The sequence below is a fragment of the Myxococcus sp. MxC21-1 genome, assembly GCF_032612255.1.
Lineage (GTDB): Bacteria > Myxococcota > Myxococcia > Myxococcales > Myxococcaceae > Myxococcus > Myxococcus virescens.
This window is the reverse complement of sequence record NZ_CP123278.1, coordinates 6,134,379-6,153,857: the sequence shown is the minus strand read 5'-3', so window position 1 is coordinate 6,153,857 and position 19,479 is coordinate 6,134,379. Positions and strand designations below refer to the sequence as shown.

General features: G+C 69.7%; 11 protein-coding genes and 2 pseudogenes. 6 read left to right on the top strand and 7 right to left on the bottom strand.

Features of this window, described 5'->3' with window-relative positions; translation table 11 throughout:
* Together QEG98_RS27000 and QEG98_RS26995 are read right to left on the bottom strand one after the other, a co-directional pair.
* Positions 1-2,838: a DUF4215 domain-containing protein gene (locus QEG98_RS27000; protein ID WP_316563328.1), complete on the bottom strand. Its 2,838-nt coding sequence runs from the start codon at positions 2,836-2,838 to the stop codon at positions 1-3.
* Between the two features lie 20 nt (positions 2,839-2,858).
* Complete coding sequence (locus tag QEG98_RS26995; RefSeq protein ID WP_410477848.1) at positions 2,859-4,700, bottom strand: OmpA family protein; 1,842 nt, start codon at positions 4,698-4,700, stop codon at positions 2,859-2,861.
* A gap of 359 nt (positions 4,701-5,059) precedes the next feature.
* Here QEG98_RS26995 and QEG98_RS26990 point away from each other — a divergent pair, with 359 nt between their 5' ends.
* From QEG98_RS26990 to QEG98_RS26975, 4 genes are all read left to right on the top strand, one after another.
* Positions 5,060-5,797 (top strand): GAF domain-containing protein, encoded by a 738-nt coding sequence (locus tag QEG98_RS26990; RefSeq protein WP_316563326.1) that lies wholly within the window; start codon positions 5,060-5,062, stop codon positions 5,795-5,797.
* The gene (locus QEG98_RS26985; RefSeq protein ID WP_316563325.1) at positions 5,767-7,167 is read left to right on the top strand and encodes a sigma-54 interaction domain-containing protein; all 1,401 of its coding nucleotides are present in this window, start codon (positions 5,767-5,769) and stop codon (positions 7,165-7,167) included. Before QEG98_RS26990 ends, QEG98_RS26985 begins: the two co-directional genes overlap by 31 nt.
* Positions 7,168-7,343: 176 nt before the next feature.
* On the top strand, positions 7,344-8,864 hold the full coding sequence (gene adh, locus QEG98_RS26980) for an aldehyde dehydrogenase (protein ID WP_316563324.1): 1,521 nt from the start codon (positions 7,344-7,346) through the stop codon (positions 8,862-8,864).
* Positions 8,864-9,301, top strand: coding sequence for a DUF779 domain-containing protein (locus tag QEG98_RS26975; protein WP_316563323.1), 438 nt, complete (start codon positions 8,864-8,866; stop codon positions 9,299-9,301). The genes adh and QEG98_RS26975 overlap by 1 nt, the downstream gene beginning before the upstream one ends.
* 182 nt (positions 9,302-9,483) lie before the next feature.
* Here QEG98_RS26975 and QEG98_RS42225 read toward each other — a convergent pair.
* Positions 9,484-10,376: pseudogene (locus tag QEG98_RS42225) on the bottom strand (putative RNA methyltransferase).
* 409 nt (positions 10,377-10,785) lie between these two features.
* Complete coding sequence (locus QEG98_RS26960; protein ID WP_090495799.1) at positions 10,786-11,130, bottom strand: hypothetical protein; 345 nt, start codon at positions 11,128-11,130, stop codon at positions 10,786-10,788.
* A 40-nt stretch (positions 11,131-11,170) separates the two neighbouring features.
* Between QEG98_RS26960 and QEG98_RS26955 the strand changes: the two genes are divergently transcribed.
* Positions 11,171-12,496, top strand: a complete 1,326-nt coding sequence (locus QEG98_RS26955) for a tetratricopeptide repeat protein (protein WP_316563320.1) — start codon at positions 11,171-11,173, stop codon at positions 12,494-12,496.
* On the opposite strand, the pseudogene QEG98_RS26950 reads toward QEG98_RS26955, so the two are convergent.
* Both QEG98_RS26950 and QEG98_RS26945 read right to left on the bottom strand, forming a co-directional pair.
* Positions 12,477-13,807: pseudogene (locus QEG98_RS26950) on the bottom strand (M16 family metallopeptidase). The gene QEG98_RS26955 and the pseudogene QEG98_RS26950 overlap by 20 nt on opposite strands.
* Positions 13,804-15,351, bottom strand: a complete 1,548-nt coding sequence (locus tag QEG98_RS26945; protein ID WP_316563319.1) for a sensor histidine kinase — start codon at positions 15,349-15,351, stop codon at positions 13,804-13,806. The pseudogene QEG98_RS26950 and the gene QEG98_RS26945 overlap by 4 nt, the downstream one beginning before the upstream one ends.
* 411 nt (positions 15,352-15,762) lie before the next feature.
* On the opposite strand from QEG98_RS26945, the gene QEG98_RS26940 reads away from it, so the two are divergent.
* Positions 15,763-16,245 (top strand): hypothetical protein, encoded by a 483-nt coding sequence (locus QEG98_RS26940; protein ID WP_316563318.1) that lies wholly within the window; start codon positions 15,763-15,765, stop codon positions 16,243-16,245.
* Between the two features lie 68 nt (positions 16,246-16,313).
* On the opposite strand, the gene QEG98_RS26935 is transcribed toward QEG98_RS26940, so the two are convergent.
* Positions 16,314-19,460, bottom strand: coding sequence for a multidrug efflux RND transporter permease subunit (locus QEG98_RS26935; RefSeq protein ID WP_316563317.1), 3,147 nt, complete (start codon positions 19,458-19,460; stop codon positions 16,314-16,316).
* Positions 19,461-19,479 lie beyond the last annotated feature (19 nt).

Below are 19,479 nucleotides of genomic sequence, written 5' to 3'. Positions count from 1 at the left end.
TCACCCGTGGCCGCCGTGAAGTCGCGGGACAGGGGAAGCCCAGGGCATGGCCTCGGCGCGCGTGGCCGAGCCCGGACCGCCGCGGGGCGTGTAGCCCAGCGAGAAGCCCTGCACCTGCGTGCCCGCGTTGGCGCTGACGCCGATGACGCCGGGGTACCAATTGGTGCCACCCGAGTAGCTCACCGCGCCGGACACGTACCGGATGCGGTAGCGGCCCGGCACGCCCAGCTCGGCCTGGATGGCCGCGTCGGGCAGCACGGGGGCGTCGATGTCCGACACCTGGGTGCAGTGCGTGTTGCCCTGGCGGGTGATGAACACGCTCACGTCCGCCGTCTGGCACGCGGCGCCGCTCTCCACGGTGCACGTGGCCGAGCAGCCGTCCCCGTTGGCGGTGTTGCCGTCATCGCAGGCCTCGCTGTCCGCCTTGATGCCGTCACCACACGTCACGGCGCACACCGACGGGATGCCGGTGCAGCCGAACCCGTCCTCGATGGCGCAGGTGGCCGAGCAGCCGTCGCCCGCCGTGGTGTCGCCGTCGTCGCAGTGCTCACCTTCGTCGAGGATGCCGTTGCCGCAGACGTTGGGGCTGATGCAGGTGTTGGTGCTGGGGTTGCAGACGCCGCTCTCGCAGACGCCGGACGCATTGCAGGGCTGGCCGTCCTCCAGGAGGCAGCGCGAGGAGCAGCCGTCGCCGTTGTTGAGGTTGCCGTCGTCACACACCTCGGCGCCCGCGCGGGTGCCGTCGCCACAGGTGGTGGCGCAGGTGCTGGGCGCGCCGCTGCACGAATAGCCGTCCTCCACGCGGCAGCTGCCGCTGCAGCCGTCGCCCGCCGTGGTGTTGCTGTCGTCGCACTGCTCGCCGCTGTCCACCGTGCCGTTGCCGCAGGTGAAGAAGCACTGGTTGCCAGCGCCAGGGCAGCTCCAGCCCGGCTCCACCGCGCAGGTGGCGTTGCAGCCGTCGCCCACGGTGGTGTTGCCGTCATCACACGCCTCTGCGCCCGCGCGGGTGCCGTCGCCACAGGTGGTGGCGCAGGTGCTGGGCTCACCGCTGCACGAGTAACCCTCCTCCACGCGGCAGCCGGAGGAGCAGCCGTCGCCGCTGGTGGTGTTGGCGTCGTCGCACGTCTCGTTCGAGTCCAGCGCGCCGTTGCCGCAGCTCTGCACGCACACGGACGGGCCGGTGACGGGCGCGCTGCACGCGTAACCCTCCTCCACGCGGCACTCGGTGCTGCAGCCGTCCTGCGAGCTCAGGTTGCCGTCATCGCACTGTTCGCCCGGGTCCACGTTTCCGTTGCCGCAGGAGCGCACGCAGGCCTGGCCGGGGGTGGGGCAGGCGTAGCCCAGCTCCAGGGTGCAGGCGTTGGAGCAGCCATCCCCCAGGGTGGTGTTGCCGTCGTCGCACAGCTCACCTGCGTCCAGCGTGCCGTTGCCGCACAGGGGCGCGCAGGTGGAAGGCGCGCCCTGGCACTCGTAGCCGCGCTCGACGCGGCACGAAGCGGAGCAGCCGTCCGAGTCGAAGGCGTTGCCGTCATCGCACTGCTCGCCCGGGTCGATGGCGCCATTGCCGCAGGTCATCACGCAGGACTGGCCCGGGGTGGGGCAGGCGTAGCCGGGCTCCACGCGGCAGCTCGCGTTGCAGCCGTCACCCGCCGAGGCGTTTCCGTCGTCGCACTGCTCGCCTGGGTTCAGCGTGCCGTTGCCACACGTCTGGGCGCAGGTGCTGGGCTGGCCGGTGCAGCCGTAGCCCGCCTCGATGCCGCAGGTGGCGGAGCAGCCGTCACCGTTGGTGGTGTTGCCGTCATCGCACTCTTCGCGCAGGGACACCGCGCCGTCGCCGCAGCGGTCGTCGTACGCGTCCACGAACAGGTAGCGGAAGGCGTTGGGCTCGGTGGCCGCGTTCTCGTTGCACAGCTCGATGCGGTTGCGGCCCTCGACCCACGGCGCGTTGGTGCCGAACTCGCGGAAGATGTTCTTCTGCCAGGGCTGGCCCGCCGGCTCGTTGACGACGGTGGGCGTGAAGTCCTGCCCGTTCACCCGTGCGCTGGCGAACTCGTTGTCGTTGAAGGTGGCCAGCCGCAGGCGGAACTGCGCGACGTTGGTCGTCGAGGGCACCATGAAGTCCTGGTACACGCAGACGGGCGCTCCCAGGGGCGCCGCCATGAAGCGAGCCGTCTGGATTTCCTGAGGCCAGTCGTTGGCGGTCCGCGGACCCGTGGCCGCGCCCGTGTGGGTGCCGCTGTAGAACCAGTGCGGATCCGGGCCGACCTCCAGCCGGCGGTTGTTCTCGTCCACGCCGGTGTTGAAGACCGTCACGCCCGCGCGCACGCAGCGGCTGGGGCTGCCGGCGCAGGCGAAACCAGGCTCCACCTCGCACAGGCGGTTGCAGCCGTCGCCCTCGAAGCGGTTGCCGTCGTCGCAGACTTCCTGCGCGTAGGACGGGTGGGCGCGGTTGTCGAACACGCCATTGCCGCACAGGGACAGGTCACAGGTCGCTGTGCAGTCGGAGCCGGGGACGTTGCTGTCACAGGCCTCGCCGGAGTCGACGACGTTGTTGCCGCACAGGCTCGCCAGCGAGCAGGGGCGCCCGGGCACGCGGCACAGGTAGCCTGCTTCGATGGTGCCAGAGGCGGAACAGCCGTCGCCGCTGGTGGTGTTGCCGTCGTCACATTCCTCGCCGGGCTCGAGCTGGCCGTCTCCGACGAGGGAGGCGGTCCGGCTCACGAGCACGGGCTCGGTGGGGGGCACGGCTGTCCGGGCACCGCCCGAATCACAGCCGGTCAGGGATGAGAGCAGCGCGAGACAGAGCGCCGCCGTCTTGAAGAGGACACGCGTTTTCATGGGGATGTCTGCCTCGGTTCTCAGTGGGTGTCGGGAGAGGGCTCGCCCTGCTGCGTCTGAACGCCCTCTGCGTCGCCGACGATCTTGAACTCCACGCGGCGGTTCTTTGCGCGGCCCTGGGTGGTGTTGTTGTCCGCGATGGGCTGGGTGGTACCGAAGCCCTTGGCATCCAGGCGCTCCCGGGCCACGCCCTTGCTCACCAGGTAGCGAACGACAGCGTCGGCGCGGCGCTGGGACAGGTCCAGGTTGTAGTCAGGATTGCCGCGGTTGTCGGTATGGCCCTCGACACGCACCTTCTCCACTTCCGGGTGGGCGATGAGGATGTTGGCCACCGTGTCGAGCAGCTTGTTGCTGCGCGCGATGATGACGTCCTTGTTGTTCTCGAAGTAGACGGCCTCGAGCAGCTGGATGCGATTCTCGCCAATCTGCGCGAGCTGCTTCTCCTTGCAGCCGTGGTTCTTCGCCGGGCCAGGCTCGGTGGGGCAGTTGTCGAGCCGGTCGACGATGCCGTCACCGTCGGTGTCCTTGTCCGGGCAGCCGCGGTTCTCCTTGATGCCGGCCTCGTTGGGGCAGCGGTCGGCGGTGTCGAGCACGCCGTCGTTGTCGTTGTCCGGGTCGGGGCAGCCGTCCTCGTCCTGGAAGCCGTCCTTGTCCTCGGCCTGGTCCGGGCACTGGTCCTTGGCGTCGGAGATGCCGTCCCCGTCCGTGTCCGGGTCATCCGGGCAGCCGTCCTGGTCCTCGAAGCCGTTGAGGTTCTCCGCCTCCTTCGGGCAGCGGTCCGCCAGGTTGGGCAGGCCGTCGCCGTCGTCGTCCCCGTCCGGGCAGCCATGCAGCTCCGACAGGCCCTCGTCGGTGGGGCAGCGGTCGGCGGCGTTCTTGATGCCGTCACCGTCCAGGTCGAAGTCCGGACAGCGGGCGGGGTCATGCGGCTGACCCTCCACACATGCGTTGGGCGTGGAGGCGGGGGTGCCGAAGGTGAGCCCGGCGAGCACCCGGAACGACGGCGTGCCCGGCGTGCTGCCGAAGCCAGGGCCACCCATGGCGTAGACTTCCGTGCCCGCGGGCATGGGAACGCGCACGCCCAGCAGCACTTCCATCGACTCCGGCGCATCCGCGACGGGCAGGGTGCCGCGCACCACCAGCTCCTGGCGGAAGCCGAGCAGGCCGGCGGACAGGTTGACGCCGCCGTTCAGCTCCGTGCCCAGCTCGTCGAGGTGCGGCTGCGTGTTGGGAGACAGCGCATACGTCTTGGTCCGCACCAGCGCGCCCAGGTCGGCGCCCACGCGCCACGTGCCACCCAGTTGCTTGCCCAGGCCGAGCCGAGGCGAGAAGACGAAGCCCTGGTCCCGGGTGAGCGTCTCCGTGCTGCCAATGGGCAGGGCCGCGCCGAGGTGCAGGCCCAAATCCATCAGCCCGCCGCGCTGCTCGGAGAGGATTCCCGCGCGCGCCTGGACCCACGGCGTGCCAAGCGCGCTCGTGGACGGCGTGGCGACACCCAGCGCCGCGGTGTCCGGTCCCCACTGGGACACGATGGGCACCTGCGCGCCGAGCTCCAACCAGTCGGTGATGGCATAGGCACCACTGAGGTGCACCGTCACGCGGTTGGAGACGATGACACCTTGCTGCTCTCCACCGGAGACGAGCACCAAGGGCTCCTTCTCATAGTGTCCGGTGAAGCCGAGGCGGTACTCGCCGCGGGACATGAGGTCGCCGGTGGACAGCACCAGGCTGTCGCGTGCACCGGGATTGAGTTGCAGCCGCTCCAGCTCGATGCCGGGGATGCGCTGCGCCTGGGCCTGAGCCGTGACCGCCCAGAGGACGGCCAGACCTCCAAGCCACGGGTGATACGGATGTGAAGACAAGAGTTCCTCCCCCTCAACGTGGCGCCGGAAAAGCGCACGCGGGTGTGTCCGCCATGCTTGAGGCGCGGGGTGTTCTGCACGCAACGCGCCACGTTTGCCACGGGGGGGAACCTCAGAGGTGTGTGAGAGGGACCTGGGGAGTGGGTTGGGTCCGGAAGGGGGCGGTTGACGTGTCAGCGCCGTGTCGCGTCTTCACCTGACGCGTCAATGACGTGTCAGGCGAGGTCCCGGCACCGGATGTCGAAGGTGGGGTGGGAGGCGACCCGTACTGTGTGATGCGCTGCGTCAGGTTGGGCCAGAAACATTGCGGCGTTCCCAGGTTGTTGTCGCCATCGGGATTCAACCAAGATTCAAGGTCCTTGGGGACGCTGACGCTCAGCGCATCACCGCTCCTGTGGGAGCAGTTCCTCGTGGGGGCACTCGACGGGGAGGCGGGGTTGCGCCCGGAGTTGCGCTCCATCCTCCCCCGCTGGCAGCGCTCACGGTCGCTGGGCGCCCCGAGCACCGGACAGCCGGACGAAGGGCCCAGTGTGGGCAGCCTGGCGCTGGTCGAGCGCCGGGCCCGGCTGGAGCCGGTGTGGCACGAGCTGGGCGGCATGCTGGAGATGTTGTCGGCGGCGCCCCTTCCTTCGGGGCGGGTGGCGCTGCTCGCGGACCGCGAGGGCGTCATCCTGGCAACGCGCAGCTCGGGCGGGGACTTCACCCACCACGCGGATTACGTGCGCCTGGTGGAGGGGGCCTGCTGGGATGAGACGTCACGCGGGACGAATGCCATTGGCACTGCCCTGGCGGAGTCCTCCGCCGTCGCGGTGGTGGGGCCGGCGCACTACGCGCAGCGGCACCATGGGCTCGTCTGCTACGCGGCGCCGGTCCATGACCCCTTTGGAGAGCTGGTGGCCGTGCTGGACGTCACGGGGCCGGCTGGCGCGGCGGATCCGCTGGTGCTGGTGGCGGTGGCCAGTGTGGCCCATGCCGCCGAGGCGCGGCTGCGCGAGGTCGCCTGGGCCCGGGTGGCCGCGGCGGCGCGGGGGGATTGGAGGCGCGCCTGTCGCGTGAGGATGGCCCGGTGCTCGTCGTCGAGCCGATGGGGCGGGTGAGTCGCTTCAACGCGGCCGCGCGCGCGTTGCTCGGTGGGCAGGGGCCAATGGAGGTGGAGGCGGCGCTCGGCGTCTCGTGGCGGGTGCTGACGGACGCCGCGTTGCGAGGCGTGGCGCTGGAGACGCGTCTTGCTTCACAGGGGCCGGCGTGGCGCATCCATGCGGAGGCGGTGGGGACGGGGGATGGGAGCTCGGCGCTCGCGGTGCTGGTGCGGCTGGAGTCTTCGGGTGTCCGGTCCCTGGGCATGACCCCTGGGCGCGCGGATTCACGTCCTGTGGTGGCGGAGCCTTCCTCTGAGGGCCGTGCGCCTCGCACGCTGTCCCGGGACCTGTGGGGGGCGGATACGGTGGTGCCACCTGGACCGTGGGCGGCGCTCAAGGGGAACGACCCGCAGCACCGCGCCACGTTGCGAGAAGCGGAGCGGTTCGCGCCCACGAGCTTGCCGGTGCTCCTGCTGTCCGAGACGGGCACGGGCAAGGAGCTCCTCGCTCGCGCACTGCACGCGGCCAGCGCGGTCGCCACGGGGCCCTTCGTGGCGGTGAACTGTGGCGCGCTGTCGCCCGCGTTGCTGGAGAGTGAGCTGTTCGGCCACGCGCCTGGCGCCTTCACCGGCGCGCGTGTCGGCGGAGCGGAGGGAAAGCTGGCGGCGGCGGACGGCGGAACGCTCTTCCTTGACGAACTGGCGGAGATGCCGCCCGCGCTCCAGGTGTTGCTGCTTCGGGTGCTGGAGGACGGTGCCTATTCGCGCGTGGGAGAGTCCCGCGTGCGACGTTCGCGCTTCCGCCTGGTGGGCGCCACCTGCAGGGATTTGGACGCGGCCGTGCGCAACGGCACGTTCCGCTCCGACCTCTATTTCCGCCTCCAGGGCGCGGTGCTGCGGCTGCCACCGCTGCGCGAGCGCAACGACCTGCCGGAACTGGCCCATGCACTCCTCCGGCGGTTGTCGGAAGAAGAAGGCCTGGCCACGCCGAGCATCTCCGCCGCCGCGCTCACCCGGCTCGCAGCCCACCCCTGGCCCGGCAACGTGCGCGAGCTGAAGACAGTGCTGCGGTTGGCGCTGGTGCGCGCGGGAGGCGCCCCCGTGTTGGACGTGGACGCCTTGCCGTCAGGGCTGGGAAGCCCGCTCTCGCCCGGGGCCCAGGTAGAACCACGGCCCGCCGCGCCGCCCGCTTCCACTCCGCCGAGTCAACCGAGCGCGGGTGCCGCCGCCACCGGCCCGCTGCGCGAGCTGGAGGCCCGCGCCATCCAAGAGGCCCTGGCGCTCAGTGGCGGCAACGTGGCGCAGGCCGCCCGGCGTCTGGGCATCGCACGAAGCACGCTCTACCGGATGGCGGAGCGCTTCGGCATCACGCTGCCCTCGCGCGCCTGAACGTTCACTGGAGGACGGTGTCCATCGCGCGACGCACCTGTCGCGCTCCGCGCCATGCGTGTCCGGACAGGTGTCGCAGAGCGGGACACGACGCGCCGCAACGTCGACGGACGCGAGCACTGGCACGCGCGCTGCTCTGGGGTGGCCCGTTCACCAAACCAGCCCAGGAGAGTGCAGTGATCTACGCCGCCCCCAATCAGCCCGGCTCCAAGGTGCAGTTCAAGCCCCGCTACCAGAACTTCATTGGCGGGCGCTGGGTCGAACCCACGCGTGGTCAGTACTTCGAGAACATCAGCCCCGTGACGGGCAAGCCCTTCTGTGAAGTGGCCCGCTCCACGGCCGAGGACATCGAGAAGGCGCTGGATGCGGCCCACGCGGCCCGGCTCTCCTGGGGCCGCACCTCGCCGACCGCCCGAGCGAACATCCTCAACAAGATCGCCGACCGGATGGAGCAGAACCTGGAGATGCTCGCGGTCGCCGAGACGTGGGACAACGGCAAGCCCGTGCGTGAGACGCTGGCCGCGGACATCCCGCTGGCCATCGACCACTTCCGATATTTCGCCGGGTGTATCCGCGCGCAGGAAGGCGGGGTGAGCGAGCTGGACCACGACACCGTCGCCTACCACTTCCACGAGCCGCTGGGCGTCGTGGGGCAGATCATCCCCTGGAACTTCCCGCTCCTGATGGCGGCCTGGAAGCTGGCCCCGGCGCTGGCGGCGGGCAACTGCGTGGTCCTCAAGCCCGCGGAGCAGACGCCCTCCAGCATCCTCCTGTGGACCGAGCTCATCCAGGACCTGCTGCCCGAAGGTGTGCTCAACGTCGTCAACGGCTTCGGCGTCGAGGCGGGCAAGCCGCTGGCCAGCAGCCCGCGCATCGCGAAGGTGGCCTTCACCGGCGAGACGAGCACGGGCCGGCTCATCATGCAGTACGCCAGTGAGAACCTCATCCCCGTCACGCTGGAGCTGGGCGGCAAGAGCCCCAACATCTTCTTCGAGGATGTGATGGCGCGGGACGACGACTTCTTCGACAAGTCGTTGGAAGGCTTCGCCATGTTCGCGCTCAACCAGGGCGAGGTCTGCACCTGCCCGTCGCGCTCCCTCATCAGCGAGCGCATCTACAGCCAGTTCATGGAGAAGGCGCTCGAGCGTGTCCGCAAGGTGAAGCCGGGCAACCCGCTGGACACCGACACCATGGTCGGCGCCCAGGCGTCCAACGACCAGTTGGAGAAGATCCTCAGCTACATCGACATCGGCAAGAAGGAGGGCGCCAAGGTCCTCACGGGCGGCGAGCGCCTGGCGCTGCCCGGCGACCTGAAGGACGGCTACTACGTGGCGCCCACCGTCTTCCAGGGCCACAACCGCATGCGCGTCTTCCAGGAGGAGATTTTCGGCCCCGTGGTGAGCGTGGCGACCTTCAAGGACTTCGACGACGCCATCCGCCAGGCCAACGACACGCTGTATGGCCTGGGCGCCGGCGTGTGGACGCGTGACGGGAACACCGCCTACCGCGCGGGGCGCGCCATCGAGGCGGGCCGCGTGTGGACCAACTGCTACCACATCTACCCCGCGCACGCGGCGTTCGGCGGCTACAAGCAGTCCGGCATCGGGCGGGAGAACCACCGGAAGATGCTGGACCACTACCAGCAGACGAAGAACCTGCTGGTCAGCTACAGCCCCAAGGCCATGGGCTTCTTCTGATGGGTGGCGCCGGTGCCGGCCCCGGCACGGGCGGACAGGACGGCGCCACGGCGGTGGCCCGGGTGGACGTGACGCCCGAGGCCGCCGCGGTCATCCGCCAGCTCCGCGCCACGCACGGGCCCTTGATGTTCCATCAGTCGGGAGGCTGCTGCGACGGCAGCGCGCCCATGTGCTACCCCGTGGGGGACTTCCGCGTGGGCCAGCGAGACGTCTTCCTGGGCGAGGTGGAGGGCTGCCCCGTCTACATTGGCGGCGCGCAGTTCGAGTACTGGCAGCACACGCACCTCACCCTGGACGTGGTGAAGGGGCGGGGCGCCGGCTTCAGCCTGGAGTCCCCGCTGGGCGTGCGCTTCCTCACCCGCAGCCGCGTCTTCACGGACGAGGAATACGAACGGATGAAGAACGCGCCGCCGCCCCGGCGTGGACCTCCGGAGTAGCCGTTCCGGCGGTGGCCTGCGCGTCGCCTGGGAGAAGCGCTTCATCGTCCGAATGGGCTCCGGCGTCAGCCCGTGGGGCAGGACGACGGGCTTCTCCCTGGGCTTCAACCCCATGCTCTGCGCGGGGCAGGGGCCCAGACCGCGCGGCGCATCGCGGTCTGGGCGCCTCGCGCGAGCGCTGCTCAGGCGGGCGCGGAGCCGTTCCGCTCCACGCGGTGGTAGTTGGCCACGGTGAAGGACGCGGTGACGGTGAAGGGCTCGGGCAACACGTCCGCGCGCCGCCGCAGCTCCTCCGTGGATGCATGGAACGCGCTGGGCCCCATGGCCGCGATGTGGAACGCGTCGTCGCGCGTCAGCCGCAACGTCAGCTCCAGCGCTTCCCGGACGCCGGGCTCGAACGTGTTCCGCAGCCGCGCGTGGAGCCGCTCCTCCTTGTGCGCGTCGACGCTCAGCAGCCCCATGGGTTGGATGAGCTGTGTCAGGTGCTGGTCCGTGGGTGTCACGATGAGCAGTGCGCCTCGGCGATTCAGGACGCGGTGGAGCTCTGGGATGTTGCGAGGAGCGAAGACGCTGAGCGCCAGTGCAACGCTGTGATTTCGGATGGGCAACGTCCGCTCGCCGTCCGCGATGAGGGCACCCGCCCGGGCGTGGGCCCTGGCGGCCCGGCGGGCAGCGAAGCGGGAGATGTCGATGGCGAGCCCCGTCAGCGCCGGGCACCGGTCGAGTACACGGGCGGGTAGTGCCCGGTACCCGCTCCCACATCGAGCACGCAGCCCTCGGTCGCATCAGCGCCGGTGAGCCGCGCGGCATGCTCCGCCAATCGCGCGGCCAACGGTTCGTAGTGGCCTCGCGCGAGGAATGCCTCTCGCGCGGCGACCATCGACAGGGTGTCGGCATTGCCCGGGGCGCGGTGGCCCGGCAGGAGGTTGACATAGCCCTGCCTGGCGACGTCGAAGGCATGGCGGGCCACACAGCGCAGCGCCGTTGCTTCCTGGCGAAGCGGTGACTGACAGATGGGACAGCAGAGCAGTGGAAGAAGGGGCGGCGGAAAGCGGGGCGAGGCGGACGCTGACATGCGGAAAGGGCTCCAGAGGCTCGTGGCGGCGCATGGCCGGGAACGAGTCGCGGGAGGCCCTCAGGCGCGGGGTGTCAGGACCCTGGCGTGAGCGCCCGGCAGCCCGCACGCGCGTGGAAGCCGCACACGCATGACGCAGGTTCGTCACGCACGGGGCGCACGCCAGGCGAGGCCGTGGCTCAGGAACAGGAGCGCGGCACATCGCGCCCGGGCCTTCCGCGACGCGGAAAGCGGGCACGAAGGCAGCAAAGAGACCGGGGAGGCCCTGTCAGGGCACACCTCGCCTGGAACGGACGCAGTGCTGCGGCGTCCGAACCGCGCGGAGCAGTCCGCTTGCTGCCGCGCTCAGCCGCGCAGGCGGCGCAGGGAGACGGGGGCCAGATGCCGACAGGAATCCATGACGAGGAGCCTACGCCGCTTCGTCGAACACTTCCAGCGCGTCACGCACGCCGGGCAGCGCGGTGAGCAGCTCGAATTCGTCGGACTGGAGCATGGAGACGCGGCGGCCGGAGAGGCGCTCCATGAGGAGCTCGATGCGGTGTTCACCCTTCCCAGTCGCGTGGCGGAAGATTCGCGCGCGGAAGCCCTCCGCGTGGCACGCGAGGATGTCCTTCTGAAGGCTGCGCAGCCGTCGGACGACCTTCAGCGCCGCTCGCCCCTCGGGGGTGTCGAACGTGTGGAAGTGCCGGTTCCGCGACAGCGGCTTGCTGGGGTCATGGAGCCTCTCCACGAGGCGCCGAACGAATGGGTCCATCGACGAAGGAGGATAACATCCGGTACCCTGCGCCTCAGCGATGCACCGTCTTTTTCGAATCAGACCGTGGACCCTGGCGCTCCTTCCGCTGCTTGCTTGCAAAGAGCCGGAAGTTGCCGCCGCGGAGAACCAGGCCAAGCGGGCCCAGGCAGCATTGACTGAAGCCCGCGGCCACCTGTCCAGCGGACAGGCCAACGCCGCGCTTGCCGCATTGAGCAGGGCCGCCACCGCGGCGCCTGACAATCCAGAGCCGCACCTGCTCATGGCGCAGGCCCACCGCATGGCGGGCAATGAGGGCGCCGCCATCCTGGCCTTGAAGCAGGCCTCCTCCATGTCGCCCGGCTCGGACCCCACCATCCAGCGCCAGCTGGCCGACATCTACCTCCAGCAGGGCCTCACCAAGGACGCGCTCGCGGCGCTCATCACCATGCGGGACGCGGGAAACCTGCCGGACGCGGACGTGCTGCGGCTGGCCCGTATCCAGGCGCGTGAGGGCATGATTGATGCCGCCTTCAAGACGCTGGAGAACATCCTGCGGGAGAACCCGGACGACGCCGAGGCCAAGTCCGTCGAGGCCGAGGTGCTCTGGCTCAAGGGCGACGAGCTCCTGGCCGCCAACCTCATGGACCGGCTCCTCAACCAGGACCCGGCGCTGGCCTCCGCGCGGCTGCTGCGCGCGCGCTACTTCCTGGTCAGCGGCTTCCCGGACCTGGCCGAGTCCGACCTGAACGCCGTGAAGGGAGCTGACGCGGAGCGGCCGGAGGTGGTGACGCTGCGCGCACGGGTGCTGCTGGCTCTGGGCCGGGCCGCGGACGCGGAGGAGGCCCTGCGCAAGCTGGTGGAGGCGCAGCCGCAGAACGCCGACGCGCTGGCGTGGCTGGCGGAGTCGGTGCGGGTGCAGGGGCGCCGCGCGGATGCGCAATCCCTGGTGGACCAGGCGCTCCAGCTCAACCCCCGGCTGGCCCGGGCGCAGTACGTGCGCGGGCGCTCGCTGGAGGAGCAAGGGGACCGCCGCGGCGCGGAGGAGGCCTACCGCTTCGCGCTATCCGCGGAGCCCCGCTTCGCGCCCGTTCACGCCCGGATGTGGCGCATCCACTTGAATGCGGACCGCATCACGGATGCGGAGACGTCGCTGGAGCTGCTGCTCAGCATGAGCGAGGCCACCATCGAGGAGAAGGCCCAGCTCGCCGCCCTCTATGCGCGGATGCAGACGAAGGTGACCCAGGGCCTCAAGCTCATCGACGAGGCCCTGAAGCGGGAGCCGGAGAACCCGGACTACCTCCGCACCCAGAAGGCGCTGAACGCGCTGCTGCCGAAGCCCAAGAAGAAGTCCTCGGGCCCGATCATCATCCGCGGCCGCCGCTGACCACCGCCAGCGGCGCGGCCTCCGGCCCGGGAAGGCCGGGGGCATCCGCCACCACGCGCTCCAGGGCCTTGAGGCCCTTGCGCTGGCCCACTGCCACCACCGTGAGGTTCTCCCGGTTGAAGTAGCGCCGGGCCACCTCGCGCACGCGCGCGGCGGACTGCGAGTCCACCAGGTCGGCGCGGTGGCCAAACGACTCCGGCGTGCGGAACAGCTCCGTGCCGCCGAACCAGCCGGCCAGCTCGCCCGGCGAGTCCTGGGAGAACTCCAGCAGCATGCGGTGCCGGCGCTTGGCGCGCGCCAGCTCCTCTTCGCCCACTTCGTTCTCACAGAGCGTGGACAGCACGCGGAAGGCCTCGGTGATGACCGTCGCGGCCTTCTCCGGAGCGCTGGCGGCCTCAATCTCGAGCAGCCCCGCGTCGTGGTACGCGTCCAGCGACGCGCTCACGGAGTACGCCAGGCCGCGCTTCTCCACGATTTCGAACGGCAGCCGCGACGACAGGCCGTCATCCAGCACGCGGCGGATGATCTGCAGCGCGGGGTAGTCCTCGTGCTGCTCCGGGACGCCGCGGAAGTTGAGGCGGAACTCCGTCTGCGACTCGTCATGGCTGACGAAGTGCAGGCGTGGGCCGGCCGGGGTGGGGGCGGTGGCGCCTCGACGCTGGACGGGCCGCGTGGGAGCCGGGCGAAGGCTCGCTCGGTCATCTCCACGACTTCCGAGCGCTTCACCCGGCCGGCGGCGGTGACGACGATGTTCCCCGCGACGTAGTGCTGGGCGAAGTGCTCCAGAATCTGCGGGTGCGTCATGTTCGTGACGGACTCGCGCGTGCCGGCGATCTTCAGGGCCAGCGGGTGCCCGGGGAAGAGCAGGTGCTTGGACAGGTTGTCCAGGTCGATGTCCCGGCCCTTCTCGTCCACCTCGTCGAGCATCTCCTCGAGGATGATCTGCCGCTCCACCTCCATGTCGGTGAGGCGGGGACGGGTGAGCATGTCGCCGATGATGTCCAGGCCCACGCGCAGGTGCGCGGGGTGGATGGGCGTGTAGTAGTACCCGTGGTCCCGGGTGGTGACGCCGTTGAGGTTGCCGCCGACCTCTTCCACCGCCGCGTTCATCTTCACGGTGTCCGGCCAGCCCTCGCTGCCGCGGAAGAAGAGGTGCTCCAGGTAGTGGCTGACGCCATTGCTGACGAGCGTCTCGTGGCGGCTGCCCGTCCGCACGTAGACGGCGAGCAGGGCGGTGTGGAGGTGGGGCGTCTCGATAGTGACGACGCGCAGCCCGGAGGGCAGCACGTCCCGGTACGTAGTGAAGCTCATGCGCGAGGAAGCCTTAACACGAAGGCCGTCCCCTGGCCGGGAATACTCTGGCAGGAGAGCGAGCCACCGTGCACCTGGAGGATTTGCTGGCTGACGGCCAGGCCCAGGCCCGTGCCCCCCTCCTTGGTGGTGAAGAAGGGCTCGAAGAGGTGCTGTCGGATATCCTCCGTCATGCCCTGTCCGGTATCGCGCACCGTGACTTCCACGGCGTCCTCCGCCGGACGGGTGATGATGGTGAGGCGGCCGCCGGACGGCATGGCCTCGCGGCTGTTTCGCAGCAGGTTGAGGAAGACCTGCCGCAGCTGGCCCTCGTCGGCGAGCACGTGCGGGGTATCCAGGGCGAAGTCGCGCACCACTTCCACGCCGGCGCGCTCCAACTCCTCGCGGGTGAAGTCGAGCACGGTGTCCAGCACGGCGGTGACGTCGCGCGGGTCCAGGTCGGGCCGGGGAGGGCGGGCCATGCGCAGGTACTGCTCGGTGACATCCGCCAGGCGGTCCACCTCCTGGGTGACGGCGGAGATGAGGTCCTTCACCTCGGCCGCGTCCTCGGGGGTCGCGAAGCGGGCGGTTTCGAACCCGTCCTGGAGCAACTCCACGTTGAGGCCAATGGAGGACAGGGGGTTGCGCACCTCGTGGACGATTTGCGCGGAGATGCGGCCCACGGCGGCCAACTGCTCCGCGCGCATGAGGGCCTCGGCCTGGGCCTTGAGCTGGGCCTCGCGCGCCTGGAGCGAGCGGGCCATCTGGTCGAACTCCCGGGCCAGGACGGCCACCTCGTCGTCGCCGCGCACGCCGAGCTGGGCGTTGTAGTCACCGCGGCCGATGCGTGACACGCCCCGGATGAGGTTGCGCATGGGGCGCAGCGTGCGGGCGGACCAGGCGGTGGCGCCCACGCCCACGGCGATGGCGGCCACGGAGAAGCCGATGATGAAGAGGCCGGTGGTGCGCTCGCGCTCCTCGGCGCCGTCCACGCGCTCGCGGATGCGGTTGGACAGGGCGGCGCGCAGCACGCGAATCTCGCGGCCGATGGCGTTCTCCTCCTGCCGCAGCTCGGCGGTGGCGACGGCGACCTGTTCGCGGTCCGGATTCTCGGTGGACAGGACGGCGAAGACGGCTTCCGCGGCGCGGCCGTAGTCGCGGTAGCGGGCCTGGAGCTCGCCGAAGCGGTCCTCCAGGCCTCGGATGAAGGGCACCTCGCTGTCGGGGGCGGAGGCCAGCACTTCATGCGCCTTGGCCTGGGCGGCGGCGAGCCGCTGGGTCATGAGGGGCGAGTTGTAGGTCCGGGCCAGCCGGATGAAGGCGCGGCGGATTTCGACGTTGCCCTCTTGAATCAGGCGCTCGGTGTCCTTTTCCTGAGTGGCGTGGAAGGTCTCCAGCTCCGCGGCGTCCTGGGAGAGCTGGAGGTAGCCTTGGCTCACCAGCCGGATTTCCAGCCGGTTGCGGTGGAGCTCCGTCACGCTGAACAGGGACACCAGCCCGAAGGTGCCGAGCACCACGGCGTAGCCCAGGAAGATGCGTGTCGCGAGGGAGAGCTTCACGGGCATTCCTCGCTACGTGGCGGGCGGTCCAACCGCAAGTCTCGTCTCCAGGGGGCGCAGGCGCCTGCTCGGGGGCCGCCGAGGGGGAGGGGCTACCTCCAGTGGGTCTCAGCGTACTCCAGGGGGCGCGCTGGTACCCGTCCGAATCCGTGCTGGTTCGAGCGCAAGGCGCGGCGCCAGGAATTGGCCGCTGGATGCGTGAGGATGGATGGCGTCTCTTTGGTGGCCTTGGAATTGTTCTTTGTGAGTGCGCCGCGCAGATGGGCTGACGCCTTCACCGGCGAATTCTTGTCTGGAATTGGTTTTTATTCGAGCCAGGTTTCCTCATCCCTTTCGTATGGCCAAGCGAGCCCGCAATTCCTTTTAGGAGCGGGCGGGTCCGTGTCTCCCATTGGTGGGAGATGTCAGAGGAGAGCCATGATGAAGCTGAAGACGCTGGTGGGGGCCGTGGTGATGGCGCTGATGACGGCCTGCGGGCCGCTGGAGGAGTCGTCCGTCGATGAGGGCGCGCAGGTGTCCACGCTCTCGTCGGAGGAGCTGGAGAAGCTCCAGTCTTCGATTCCGGTACCGGACGCGGAGATGCTGCAGGCGCTGCAGGAGGCGTGCGGTACCACGCCCGAAGGTGCCTGTGTCGCCGCCGGGTACGGCGCGTGTACGGGGTGGTCGGCCATCGTGGATTGCGGCGCCATCTCGGCGTGTGACCCGGACGACGTCGCGTGCAAGATCCGCCTCTGCGACCCCGAGCGCCCGTGGGACTGCTCGATGTACACGACGGGGACGCAGTACCAGGCCCGCAACCAGTACCGCGTCTGCTCCAACCCGGAGGGCCAGACGTGCACCGAGTACCTCCGGAGCAGCCGTAGGGTCTGCGGCTGCGGCGGTAACGGCATTCCGATCTAGTCGCCAGTGACAAGGCCCGGCCCCTCATGTGAGGAGCCGGGCCGTTTTCCTTCCAGCGCCCGCGGGCCTCAGTGGGAAGCGGCGGGCGTGGGCACCGCTTCGTCCTCACCCGTGGCCCGCTTCGCGTCGCCGCGGAGCTTCTGCATCAGCACGTAGAGCCCGGGGATGAACACGAAGTTCACCACCGTGGACACCAGCATGCCGCCGAACACCGCCGTCCCCAGCGAGTTGCGGGACGCCGCGCCGGCGCCGGAGGCCATCATCAGCGGCACCACGCCCAGGAGGAAGGCGATGGACGTCATCAGGATGGGGCGCAGGCGGACCTCCGCCGCCTCCACCACCGCGTCGATGGTGCTCTTCCCGCCCTCCCGGAGCTGCTCGGCGAACTCCACGATGAGGATGGCGTTCTTGCTGGCCAGGCCGACCAGCATCACCAAGCCCACCTGGCAGAACACGTCGTTGGCGAACCCTCGCGCCAGCTGCAACCCCAACGCGCCCATGATGGCCAGGGGCACGGAGAAGATGATGACCAGCGGCAGGCTGAAGCTCTCGTACTGCGCCGCGAGCACCAGGAAGACGAAGAGCAGGCCCAGCGCGAAGATGATGGCCGTCTGCCCGCCGCTCTCCTTCTGCTCCAGGCTGATGCCCGTCCACTCCGCGCTCATGCCCTGAGGCAGGTGCTGCGTGGCCAGCGTTTCCATGGCCTCCAGCGCCTGTCCGGAGGACACGTCCGGCGCCGGCTGCCCGTTGATCTCCGCCGAGCGGAACAGGTTGTAGTGGCGGATGACCTGGGCGGACACGGTGGGCTCCACCTTCACCAGCGACTCCAGCGGAATCATGTCGCCGGTGTCGCTGCGCACGTAGAAGGCGCCGATGTCCGACGGGCTGTCGCGGAACTGCTGCTCCGCCTGGACGTACACCCGGTAGGTGCGGTTGGCGTAGTTGAAGTCGTTGACATACTGGCTGCCCATGTAGACCTGCATGGTGCCGAACACCTGCTCAATCGGCACGCCGAGCGCCTTCGCCTTCTGCCGGTCCACCTCCACGTCGAGCAGCGGCGTGTCCGCGTTGAAGGTGCTGAAGGCACCGCGCAGTTGCTCGTGCTCGTTGGCCTTCGCCACCAGCATCTGCGTGGCCGCGGCCAGGTCATCCAGCGAGCTGGTGCCGTCGATGTCCTCGACGATGTACTGGAAGCCGCCCACGCTGCCGACGCCTCGGATGGCGGGCGGCTGGAAGGGCATCACGCGCGCTCCGCCGATGCGGCTCAGCGGGGCACGCAGCCGCTCCACCAGCGCGGCCACCGACTGGTCCTTGCCCTTGCGCTCCTCCCAGGGCGTCAGCGACGAGAAGATGGTGCCCATGTTGGGTCCGCTGCCCATCATGGAGAAGCCGCCAATGGCGAACATGGCGCGCACCTCGGGCTGCGCCTGCAAGACCGCCTCTGCCTCCGCCAGCACCTTCTCCGTCTGGGCGAGCGACATGCCCTCGGGGCCCTGGATGGAGATGATGAGGTAGCCCTGGTCCTCATCGGGGATGAAGCCCGTGGGCGCGACGCGGAAGAGCATCACCGTGCCGCCGATGCACGCCAGGAAGGCGACCAGGACCAGGACTGGACGCTTCAGCAGCTTGCGCAGGCCCCGGCCGTAGAGCGCCTTGGTCCCGTCCAGGACCTTGTCCACCCAGCGGAAGAAGACCCACTTCGGTCCCTCGTGGTGCTTCAGCATCTTCGCGCTGAGCGCCGGGGTGAGGGTGAGGGCGCAGAAGGTGGACAACGCCACGGAGGCGGCGATGGTCAGCGCGAACTGCCGGTAGATGGCGCCGGTGGTGCCCGGGAAGAGGGCCACCGGGACGAACACCGCCACCAGCACCACGGAGATGGCGATGACCGCGCCGGTCACCTCCTTCATGCCCTCGCGCGCGGCCTGTACGGGGGACAGGCGTCGCTCCACCATCAACCGCTCGATGTTCTCGATGACGACGATGGCGTCGTCCACCACCAGGCCCGTGGCCAGCGTGAGGCCGAAGAGGGTGAGGGTGTTGATGGAGAAGCCCATCAGGTGGACGAAGGCGAAGGTGCCAATCAGTGAGACGGGGAGGGTGAAGGCGGTGATGAGCACGCTGCGCCAGCCGTGCAGGAACAGGAAGATGACGAGGATGACGAGGACGATGGCTTCCACCAGCGTCTTGATGACCTCGTTGATGGAGGCGCGGACGGCCAGGGTGGTGTCGGTGCCCGTCTGGAACTGCATGCCGGGCGGGAACTGCTTCGACAGCCGCTCGAGCTCCGCGTACACGCCGTCGCGCACGTCCAGCGCGTTGGCGGTGGGCAGCTGGAAGATGCCCAGGCCCACGCCCGTCTTGCCGTTGAAGCGCAGGACGGAGCCGTAGTTCTCCGCGCCCAGCTCCACGCGGCCCACGTCCTTCACCCGGATGCTCGTGCCATCCGTGTCCCGCATCAGGACGATGTCGCCGAACTCCGCCGGCTCCACCAGCCGGCCCCGGGCCCGCACCGCGATCTGGTAGGGCTGGTCCTCGGTGGACGGCGGCTGGCCAATCTGACCCGCGGCCACCTGGAGGTTCTGCTCCTGGAGCGCGCGCGTCACGTCCTGGGGCGTGAGCTTGCGGCGCGCCAGCTCCGTGGGGTCCAGCCACAGGCGCATGGAGAACTTGCGCTCGCCGAAGATGCGCACGTCACCCACGCCGGGCACGCGCTTGATGGCGTCCTTCAGGCTCACGTCGGCGTAGTTGCTGAGGAACTTGGCGTCGTAGCGGTTGTCCTCGCTGAACAGGCCCACCGTCAGCAGCATCTGGCTGGAGGCCTTGTTGACGACGATGCCCGTCTGGTTCACCTGCGAGGGCAGGCGCGCCGCGGCGCGGCTGACGCGGTTCTGCACGTCGACGGCGGCCACCTCGATGTCGCGCGTGGCCTCGAAGGTGATGGTGATCTGGCTGGTGCCGTCGTTGCTGCTGGTGGAGGTGATGTAGCGCATGCCCTCCACGCCGTTGAGCTCCTGCTCCAGCGGGATGGTGACGGCGCTCTCCACCACCTCGGCGCTCGCACCCACGTAGGTGCTCGTCACGGTGACTTGTGGCGGCGCCAGGTCCGGGTACTGGGAGATGGGCAGCGTGGGGATGGCAATCAGCCCCACCAGCGTCAGCAGGATGGAGCAGACGATGGCGAAGACGGGCCTGCGGATGAAGAAATCGACGAACATGGTGCTCTATCCGGCCCTT